The organism is Streptomyces sp. NPDC058326, from assembly GCF_042879855.1.
Classification (GTDB): Bacteria; Actinomycetota; Actinomycetes; order Streptomycetales; family Streptomycetaceae; genus Streptomyces.
Map to the genome: position 1 here is coordinate 249,458 of NZ_JBHVZO010000013.1, position 7,864 is coordinate 257,321.

A 7,864-nucleotide genomic window follows, 5' to 3' on the forward strand; every position below is an offset into this window, starting at 1 on the left:
CTTCCCGTTCCCCGGAGAGACGGAGTGCCTCCCTTGCACGCGATGCAGTACGAGATCACCCTGCCCGCCGACTACGACATGGGGATCGTCCGCGAGCGGGTGGCGACGAGGGGCCATCTCCTGGACACCTTCCCGGGGCTCGGCCTGAAGGCGTATCTGATACGTGAGCGGACGGCCGGATCACCGGTGAACCAGTACGCCCCGTTCTATCTGTGGGGCACTCCGGAAGGCATGAACTCCTTCCTGTGGGGCCCCGGGTTCCAGGGCATCGTGAACGACTTCGGCCGGCCCGTGGTGCAGCACTGGACCGGCCTGGCGTACGCGGAGGGGCCCGCGGGCGCGTCGGTGCCGGTCACGGCCACGCGGCGCAGGACCCCGCTCGGGGAGGCGGTCCCGCCGGGCGAGGCCGTGGCGGACGCCGTGGACCGGCACGCGCGCGAGGCGAGCAGGAAGGGAGTGGTCGCCTCCGCGCTCGCGGTGGATCCGCGCCACTGGGAGCTGCTCGCCTTCACCCTGTGGGCCGACGCGGAAGCGCCCGCCGACGACGGCGAGCGCTTCCAGGTCCTGCATCTCTCGGCACCGGGGCGTGCCGGGCTGGGCACGGGCCGGCAGTGGTGAGCCGGCGGCCGTCGGCCCCTCGTACGCCCGGCCGTTACGTGTCTTCTCAGGCCACGGCGACGAGGGTGAGGTAGGCGATGCCGAGGACGCGCCGGTAGCCGTTCAGCCACGTCGAGCGCTGCCGGTCGACCCGCTCACGGGTCTCGGCGGCGAGCGGATGGTCCGGGTGGGCGGCGAGCCAGACCTCGGTCTCGTACCGGTAGCCCGACTCGAACTCCTCCCACTCCTCGACGCTCGCCGTCTCGATCCACGCCGGCCGGAACCCCGCCTCGATCGCGAGATCGACGAGGGCCCCGAGGGAGAGGTGGTCACCGGCGTGCGCGCCGGGCCACATGGCGGCCAGCTCCGCCTCGGTGGGAGTGCGCTGCCAGAAGCCCTCCCCCAGGACGACCCGTCCCCCCGGCCGGACGAGCCGGCGCAGTTCGCGCAGGGCGGCGGCGGGGTCGTGCGGCTGCTCGGGGTCGCAGAGCGCGTGGCTCGAACCGAGGCAGAGGATCGCGTCGACGGGACCGCGGTCGGTGCCGAGCGCCGACTCCTCGACGAACTCGACGCGGTCGGTGAGCCCCCGCGTCTCGGCGAGGGCCCGGCCACGGGCCAGATCCTCGGCGTTGATGTCGATCCCGACGCCCTTGGCCGCCGGGGCGGCCTCCAGGACACGGAGGAGCAACTCGCCCCAGCCGCAGCCGATGTCGAGCACATCGGCGGGCTCGGTGGCGCCGAGCCGCTCGATCATGCGGGTGGCGCGGGACTCGGAGAGCGGGCCGTGGAAGGTGAGGCTGCCGAGGCGCGGAGGAAGGTCGGATTCAGAAGTGATCATGAGGGGGAACAGTACGTCGCCCGGCGCCCGTGGCACACCCCATTTCCGGAGGAGGGAGCGTCCCGGGCCTTGAGGTACGAAGTCGGGGGAGCGATTCCGCCGGAAGCGTCCTAGCCTGGTACGGATGTACACGACGCGTGTGTCCCGCCACATCGAGGCCCCGCCCTCGGCCGTCTACCGGGCCCTGCTCGACCCGGAGGCCGTCGCGCGCTGGCGGGTGCCGTACGGGATGACCTGCGAGGTGCACGATTTCGACGCGCGCGAAGGGGGCACCTTCCGAGTCTCGCTGCGCTACGACATGGAGGACGGCGCCGGGAAGTCGGGGGCGCGCACGGACACGTACCACGGGCGCTTCGTGGAGCTGCTCGCGGACGAACGCGTGGTCGAGGTCATCGAGTTCGAGGCCCCCGACCCGCGGTTGCACGGCGCCATGACCCTCACGACGACGCTGCTCGCGATGGAGGGCGGCACGGACGTGCTCGTCGTCCACGAGGGGATCCCCGACGCCGTGCCCGCCGCCGACAACGAGACGGGCACGCGGATGGCCCTGGACCGGCTGGCCGAGCTGGTCGAGGGCCGGCCCGAGGGGTAGGACGGGCGCAGACGATCGGCGCCGTGGGGGGTAGTGGCGCGGGTGGGGCGGTGGCGTGCGAAGCCGTGGCGCGTAGGCCGGTGGCGCGCGGGGCGGTTTCGTACGGGTCGTTCGCGGGCGGGCCGGTCTTGCGCAGGCCGGCTCTCGCTACGGGCGCGGGGCCGGGGTCAGGCCGGCTCGCGCCCCAGGGCTGCCAGCGGGTCGTCGAGTACCGGCTGCCAGGCCAGTTCGGCGGCGCCGACGAGGCTGTTGTGATCCAGGGTGCAGGGGAGGATCGGCACGCCCCCGCTGCGGCCCCACAGGCTGCGGTCGGCGACGACCGCGCGAAGGCGCTCGGGGTCGGCGTCGAGGAGCTCCCGGTGGAGGCCGCCGAGGATGATCCGGTCCGGGTTGAGGATGTTCACGAGCCCGGCGAGGCCGAGTCCGAGACGGTCGATCAGCTCCCCGACGGCCACGCGGACGCCCGGGTCGTCGGGGTGGGCGCGCAGCAGGTCGCGGGACTGCTGAAGGAGGGACACCTCGGGGCCGGGGGCGCGGCCCGCGACCGTGAGGAAGGCGAGCGGGTCGGTCTCGACGTCCAGGCAGCCGCGGCTGCCGCAGTGGCAGGGGCGGCCCTCCGGGTTCACGGTGAGGTGGCCGACCTCCAGGGCGAGGCCGGCGCTGCCCGTGTGGAGGCGCCCGTCGAGGACGAGCGCGCCACCGACGCCCCGGTGGCCGGTGGCCACGCAGAGCAGGTCACGGGCTCCGCGGCCCGCGCCGTGGCGGTGCTCGGCGAGGGCGGCGAGGTTCACGTCGTTGCCGGTGAAGGCGGGGCCTTCGATGCCGGCGGCCCGTACCCGCTCGGCGAAGATCTCACGGACCGGCGCCCCGGCGGGCCAGGCGAGGTGGAGCGGGTTGAGCGCGGTGCCCTCGGGCTCGGCCACGGCGGAGGGGGCGGCGAGCCCGGCGCCCACGCACCGGCGGCCGCTCTCCTCGAGCAGGGCGGCGCCGGCGTCGACGACGGCGCCGAGGACCTGGGCGGGGTCGGCGGAGACGGTGACGCAGCCGGGGGCGGTGGCGACGATGGTGCCGCCGAGCCCGACGAGGGCGGCGCGGAAGCCGTCGGCGTGCACCTGGGCGGCGAGGGCGACGGGGCCCTTCTCGTCGACGGCGAGGCGGTGCGAGGGCCGCCCCTGGGAGCCGGCGGCGGCGCCCGGGTTGGAGTCGACGCGGATGAGGCCCAGGGCCTCCAGCTCGGCGGCCACGGCGCCGGCGGTGGCCCGGGTGACGCCGAGTTCGGCGGTGAGGACGGCCCGGGTCGGCGCCCTGCCGGTGTGCACCAGCTCCAGTGCGGGGCCGAGCGCGTTGCGCCCCCTGTCCAGCCGTGTCCGGGCCGTCGTCGCCTTGCCGTTCATGGGTGGGAGTCTCCCATGATCGGACGGTGGGACGCCCCGTACCCCTGGCGCCGTGAGGACGCGGAGGGGCGCCGCCCGCTTGCCCGCTTCCCCGGTCGCCCCCTATTCTGAGTTTGTGCCGCTACTAAACAAAGTACGGACGGCCGCCTCGGGGGGCCACGGCGGAGACACCGCCACCCACTCCCTGTCCCGCCTCCGCCTCGCCCTGACCCTCTTCTTCGCACTCGACGGCTTCCTGTTCGCCGGCTGGGTCGTCCGGATCCCCGCCGTCAAGCAGCAGACCGGCGCCTCGGCCGGTGACCTCGGCCTCGCCCTCCTCGGAGTGTCCGCGGGCGCCGTGATCACCATGACGCTGACCGGCCGGCTCTGCCGCCGCTACGGTTCCCACGCGGTCACCGTCGCCACCGCCGTGCTCCTCTCCCTCTCGGTCGCACTCCCGGCGCTCACCCGCTCCCCGCTCGCCCTCGGCCTCGTCCTGCTGGTCTTCGGCGCCGCGTACGGCGGCATCAACGTCGCCATGAACAGCGCCGCCGTCGATCTCGTCACCGCGCTCAGGCGCCCGGTGATGCCGAGCTTCCACGCCGCGTTCAGCCTCGGCGGGATGATCGGCGCGGGCCTCGGCGGGCTGCTCGCCGGGGGCCTCTCCCCCACCGCCCACCTGCTCGGCCTCACAGGCGTCGGGCTGGTCCTGACGGCCCTCGCCGGGCCCGTACTCCTGCGTCACCCCTCCCCCGCCCCACCGCCCGAGTCCCTCACCGCCGCGGCCGCCCCCGACGGCGCGCCGCGGGGCGGGGCCCGCCGTACCGTGCTCGTCTTCGGCGTGATCGCCCTCTGCACGGCGTACGGCGAGGGGGCACTCGCCGACTGGGGCGCCCTCCACCTCGAACAGGACCTGGGCGCGCACCCCGGGGTGGCCGCCGCCGGGTACTCCGTCTTCGCCCTGACCATGACCGTCGGACGCCTCTCCGGCACCGCCCTGCTCGAACGCCTCGGCCAGACCCGCACCCTGGTCGCGGGCGGCACCACGGCCGCCGCCGGAATGCTGCTCGGCGCGCTCGCGCCCACCGTCTGGGCCACGCTCCTCGGCTTCGCCGTGACCGGCCTCGGCCTCGCCAACATCTTCCCCGTCGCCGTGGCCCGCGCGGGCGCCGTCGCAGGCCCCGGCGGCGTGGCGACCGCGTCCACCCTCGGGTACGGCGGCATGCTGCTCGGCCCGCCGTCGATCGGGTTCCTCGCCGACTGGTTCTCCCTGCCGACAGCGCTCACCACGGTCGCCGTACTCGCCGCCGGCGCCGCGGCGATGGGCTACTGGGCACGGAACGCGGGGACGAACCCCGCCAGTTGATCGCTTGCCCCGTCGGCCGGAAATTCCGCCGCCATCGCCCACGGAGCTGCGAGAATCCGGCCAGCGACGCTGACACCGGGGGAACCATGAAGATCACGGAACACATCGAGGCACTGGACACGGCCGGCCGCGCCCTCGCCGACGCGGCGGCCGAGGCCGGGCCGGACGCGGAGGTGCCGACCTGTCCCGGCTGGCGGGTCAGGGACCTCCTGCGGCACACGACGATGGTCCACCGCTGGGCCACGACCCTCGTGGCCGAACGGCACACCACGTACCAGCCGGGCGACGGCGAACCGGCGCTCGACGGCGACGAACTGCTCGCGCACTACCGCGAGGGACACGCCGGCCTCGTCGCCGCCCTGCGCGCCGCGCCCGAGGACCTGGAGTGCTGGACCTTCCTCCCCTCGGCTTCGCCGCTCGCCTTCTGGGCGCGGCGGCAGACACACGAGACGACCGTCCACCGCGCGGACGCCGAGTCGGCGCTCCCGGCCGGTCCCGGGCCGGTGGACCCGACCGTCGCCGTCGACGGCATCGACGAGCTGTTGCGCGCGTTCCACAGCAGGGACCGAAGCCGGGTGCGGACGCCGGAGCCCCGGACGCTGCGCGTACGGGCCACGGACACCGGTGACATCTGGACCGTACATCTGTCGGCGGAGGAGCCGCCCCGGACGGAACGCGGCGACGGGGCGGTGGCGGACACGGAACTGAGCGGTCCCGTCGGACGGTTGTACCTGCACCTGTGGAACAGGCTGCCGGACGGTGCCGTGACGCTCACCGGGGACGCGGAGCTCGCCCGGCTGTGGCGGGAGACCTCGGGGATCACCTGGTCCTGAGGGGGGGCGTGGGCCCGCCGGGGGCTGGAGGCCGGCCGGTGGGGGCGGCCGGTCAGCCCAGCCAGCCCGGTCGTACGAGGCCCGACTCGTAGGCCTGGACGACGAGTTGCGCGCGGTCGCGGGCGCCGAACTTCACCATCGCGCGGCTCACGTGCGTCTTGGCGGTGAGCGGGCTGACGACCAGCCTGCGGGCGATCTCCTCGTTCGACAGACCCATCCCCACCAGGGCCATCACCCGCTCGGCACGCTGCTGCGCCCCCTGCTCGCGCCGTACCCGGACCGTCTCGGAGGCCGCGAGCACGGCGAGGGCGAAGGCGGCCGCGGGGAGCTCCTGCCCCCAGGGGGCGGGGCCGTCGCCCGTCGGGGGCAGCCACTGGTAGAGCCAGTGCGACAGCAGCAGATGGCCCGCCCACAGCAGGCCGAGGGCCCACGCGGCGGCGGCACGGTGTCCGTGTACGACCGCGGCGAAGCAGGCGACGGCGACCAGGACGAAGACGGGGCCGAGGGGGTATCCGGCCGCGAGGTGGCCGAGGGTGACGGCCGCGGCGCCGAACACCACGGGCACCGACCGACGGTGACGGAACAGCAGGGCAGCCGCTCCGAGCAGGAGCAGCGCGCGCCCGAAGGCGTCGAGCGCTTCCCTATCGGGCTGGTTGCGCGAGGCGAATCCGCTTCCCGCGATGACGAAGAGCGCGATCACCACCGTGGACCGCCAGGGCAGCCCCCCGTCGCCGTCCCCCCGCTGCCACCGGCCCCACGGGCTCCACCGGTCCTGCTGGTTCCGCTGGTCCTTTTCCTCCGCCGCTCCTGGTCCATGCCCGCCATGCCAGCCGCGCCGGGCCCGCGGCGGCGTCAGCCCGGCGGGGTGGTCACCCGTACTCCCGCCGGAGTAGAGGCGCCCCACCGTGGAGCCGTCCTGCCCCTGCCCCCCGCCGGCTCAGCCCCGGGGCAGCAGGCCGACGTCCTGGCCCAGGCGGCGGGCGGCCGTCGCGAAGAAGGTGTCGCGGTCCTCCACGACGCGGTGGAACTGGCCGAAGACCTCGAAGGAGACCAGGCCGAAGAGCTGCGACCAGGCGGAGACCAGCGCGACGGCGAGGGCCGGGGGGAGGTCCGGTGCGATGTCGGCGGCGATGCGGGTGGCCTCGGGCCGCAGGGTCTCCGGCAGCGGGGGGAGGGCGACGCCCTCCCCGGTGTGCGCGCGGCGGGCGATCTCGATGAGGACAAGGCCGACGCGGGCGGCGGGGGCGACGGTGTCCTGGGGCGCGGTGTAGCCGGGCACCGGGGAGCCGTAGATCAGGGCGTACTCGTGCGGGTGGGCGACGGCCCAGCCGCGGACCGCCCGGCAGACGGCGGTCCAGCGGTCCAGGGGGCGCAGCCCCGCGGTCTCGGCGGCGGCCGCCTCCGCCTCGGCGCCGACGGCGTCGTACGCGTCGACGATGAGGGCGGTGAGCAGGTCGTCGCGGCTCGGGAAGTAGCGGTAGAGCGCGGAGGACACCATGCCGAGCTCCCGGGCGACGGCCCGCAGGGACAGTTTCGCGGCGCCTTCGGCGGCGAGCTGGGCGCGGGCCTCGTCCTTGATGGCAGCGGTGATCTCGATACGGGCGCGGGCGCGAGCCCCTCGGACGGTCGTCATGGAGAGCAGTGTGACACTTCCGGAGCACCGATACGAAACGAGAGCACTGCTCTTGATTGGGAGCAGTGATTCATGCACACTGATCTCAAGCGAGAGCAGTGCTCACAGTTTGCTCCGCGGGCCGCCCCTGATTCCCCAGGAGGAACACCATGACCGCTCAGCCCGTCGGCCCCACCGCCCATGTCATGAAGCCCGGCTGGTTCACGGTGAAGGTCCTCAACCGCACCGTCGCCTGGATGACCCGGCGCGGCATCAGCGTCTGGGGCTCCCGGGTGCTCGCCGTCCGCGGCCGCAAGAGCGGCGAGTGGCGCCGTACCCCCGTCAACCTCCTCACGGTCGACGGCGTCCGCTACCTCGTGGCCCCCCGGGGTCACGTCCAGTGGACCCACAACATGCGGGCCGCCGGCGGCGGGCAGCTGCTCCTCGGCCGGCACGTGCAGGAGTTCACCGCCGTCGAGGTGGCGGACGACGACAAGCCCGCGCTGCTGCGTGCCTACCTCAAGCGCTGGAAGGCCGAGGTCGGTGTCTTCTTCGACGGCGTCGGGCCCGACTCCTCCGACGAGGAGCTGCGCGCCGTCGCCCCCAAGCACCCGGTCTTCCTGGTCACGACGACGGGCTCCGCCCCCCCCGCC

Annotated in this window: 9 protein-coding genes; 5 read left to right on the forward strand and 4 right to left on the reverse strand. The window is 74.7% G+C overall.

Annotation, left to right across the window (positions count from 1 at the left end):
- Positions 1-33: 33 nt before the first annotated feature.
- A complete protein-coding gene (locus tag ACFVYX_RS24060) occupies positions 34-618 on the forward strand; it encodes a DUF4865 family protein (RefSeq protein ID WP_389683506.1) in 585 nt (194 codons plus the stop codon).
- Positions 619-664: 46 nt separating this feature from the next.
- On the opposite strand, the gene ACFVYX_RS24065 is transcribed toward ACFVYX_RS24060, so the two are convergent.
- Positions 665-1,435, reverse strand: a complete 771-nt coding sequence (locus tag ACFVYX_RS24065; RefSeq protein ID WP_389683507.1) for a class I SAM-dependent methyltransferase — start codon at positions 1,433-1,435, stop codon at positions 665-667.
- A gap of 124 nt (positions 1,436-1,559) precedes the next feature.
- Between ACFVYX_RS24065 and ACFVYX_RS24070 the strand changes: the two genes are divergently transcribed.
- Positions 1,560-2,027 carry an SRPBCC family protein gene (locus ACFVYX_RS24070; protein WP_389683508.1) on the forward strand — a complete coding sequence of 156 codons (468 nt, stop codon included), beginning with the start codon at positions 1,560-1,562 and terminating at the stop codon, positions 2,025-2,027.
- A 167-nt stretch (positions 2,028-2,194) separates the two neighbouring features.
- On the opposite strand, the gene ACFVYX_RS24075 is transcribed toward ACFVYX_RS24070, so the two are convergent.
- Positions 2,195-3,421 (reverse strand): ROK family protein, encoded by a 1,227-nt coding sequence (locus ACFVYX_RS24075; protein WP_389683509.1) that lies wholly within the window; start codon positions 3,419-3,421, stop codon positions 2,195-2,197.
- A 115-nt stretch (positions 3,422-3,536) separates the two neighbouring features.
- Between ACFVYX_RS24075 and ACFVYX_RS24080 the strand changes: the two genes are divergently transcribed.
- Positions 3,537-4,766, forward strand: coding sequence for an MFS transporter (locus ACFVYX_RS24080; protein ID WP_389683510.1), 1,230 nt, complete (start codon positions 3,537-3,539; stop codon positions 4,764-4,766).
- 86 nt (positions 4,767-4,852) lie between these two features.
- A complete protein-coding gene (locus ACFVYX_RS24085; protein WP_389683511.1) occupies positions 4,853-5,599 on the forward strand; it encodes a maleylpyruvate isomerase family mycothiol-dependent enzyme in 747 nt (248 codons plus the stop codon).
- A gap of 52 nt (positions 5,600-5,651) precedes the next feature.
- Here the strand turns inward: ACFVYX_RS24085 and ACFVYX_RS24090 are convergent, their stop codons facing one another.
- Positions 5,652-6,503: a response regulator transcription factor gene (locus ACFVYX_RS24090; RefSeq protein ID WP_389683512.1), complete on the reverse strand. Its 852-nt coding sequence runs from the start codon at positions 6,501-6,503 to the stop codon at positions 5,652-5,654.
- A gap of 33 nt (positions 6,504-6,536) precedes the next feature.
- A complete protein-coding gene (locus ACFVYX_RS24095) occupies positions 6,537-7,232 on the reverse strand; it encodes a TetR/AcrR family transcriptional regulator (protein ID WP_389683513.1) in 696 nt (231 codons plus the stop codon).
- Positions 7,233-7,381: 149 nt separating this feature from the next.
- On the opposite strand from ACFVYX_RS24095, the gene ACFVYX_RS24100 reads away from it, so the two are divergent.
- Positions 7,382-7,864: nitroreductase family deazaflavin-dependent oxidoreductase (locus tag ACFVYX_RS24100; RefSeq protein ID WP_389683514.1), on the forward strand; the 483-nt coding region annotated here is incomplete at its 3' end.